Annotated in this window: 1 protein-coding gene; it reads right to left on the bottom strand. The window is 39.3% G+C overall.

What is annotated here, in order from left to right:
• A partial coding sequence (locus tag ACFQ13_RS11660) for a DUF7507 domain-containing protein (protein WP_449361596.1) occupies nt 1-1100 on the bottom strand: 1100 nt, incomplete at both ends.

Genomic DNA, 1100 nt, shown 5'->3' on the forward strand with positions numbered 1-1100 from the left:
AATGTTATCACTATTGTCGTCTCCTGAGGCTATTGTTAATTCTCCGCCTAACATAGCATCTGTAAGAACAACATCTGTTATCGTGGCTTGCCCCTGGTTGGTGACTGTAAAACTGTAGGTGATCGTTTCTCCTAAGTTTGCATAACCATCACTATTTTCATCATTAAAAACTCCCGTTTTTATAACTGCTATGCCTGATTCTAATGGCAAGATGAGATCGGTAATATCATCTTCTAAAACGGTATCATCATCTGAAAGGTCTTCTAGCGTTGAACCGTCAATGCTACTTGTTCCGGTTACCACAGCTTGATTACTTACGATGCCTGCATCAATATCTGATTGTGTGATACTGTAACTTGCGGCATACAACCAAACTTCATCGACATCTAAGATGTTATCACTATTGTCGTCTCCTGAGGCTAAAGTGAGTTCTCCGCCTAACATAGCATCTGTAAGAACAACATCTGTTATCGTGGCTTGCCCTTGATTGGTCACTGTAAAACTGTAGGTAATCGTTTCTCCTAAGTTTGCATAACCATCACTATTTTCATCATTAAAAACTCCCGTTTTTATAACTGCTATGCCTGATTCTAATGGCAAGATTAAATCGGTAATATCATCTTCTAAAACGGTATTATCATCTGAAAGGTCTTCTAGCGTTGAACCGTCAACACTACTTGTTCCAGTTACCACAGCTTGATTACTTACGATACCTGCATCAATATCTGATTGTGTAATTGTATAGTTGGCTGAGTACAACCAAATCTCATCGACATCTAGGATATTATCACTATTGTCGTCTCCTGAGGCCAAAGTGAGTTCTCCGCCTAACATAGCATCTGTAAGAACAACATCTGTTATCGTAGCTTGCCCTTGGTTGGTGACTGTAAAACTGTAGGTGATTGATTCGCCTAAGTTTGCATAACCATCACTATTTTCATCATTAAAAACTCCCGTTTTAATCACTGCGATGCCTGATTCTAATGGCAAGATTAAATCGGTAATATCATCTTCTAAAACGGTATCATCATCTGAAAGGTCTTCTAGCGTTGAACCGTCAATGCTACTTGTTCCGGTTACCACAGCTTGATTACTTACGA

Origin of the sequence: Winogradskyella rapida (genome assembly GCF_042675845.1) — a bacterium.
GTDB lineage: Bacteria > Bacteroidota > Bacteroidia > Flavobacteriales > Flavobacteriaceae > Winogradskyella > Winogradskyella rapida.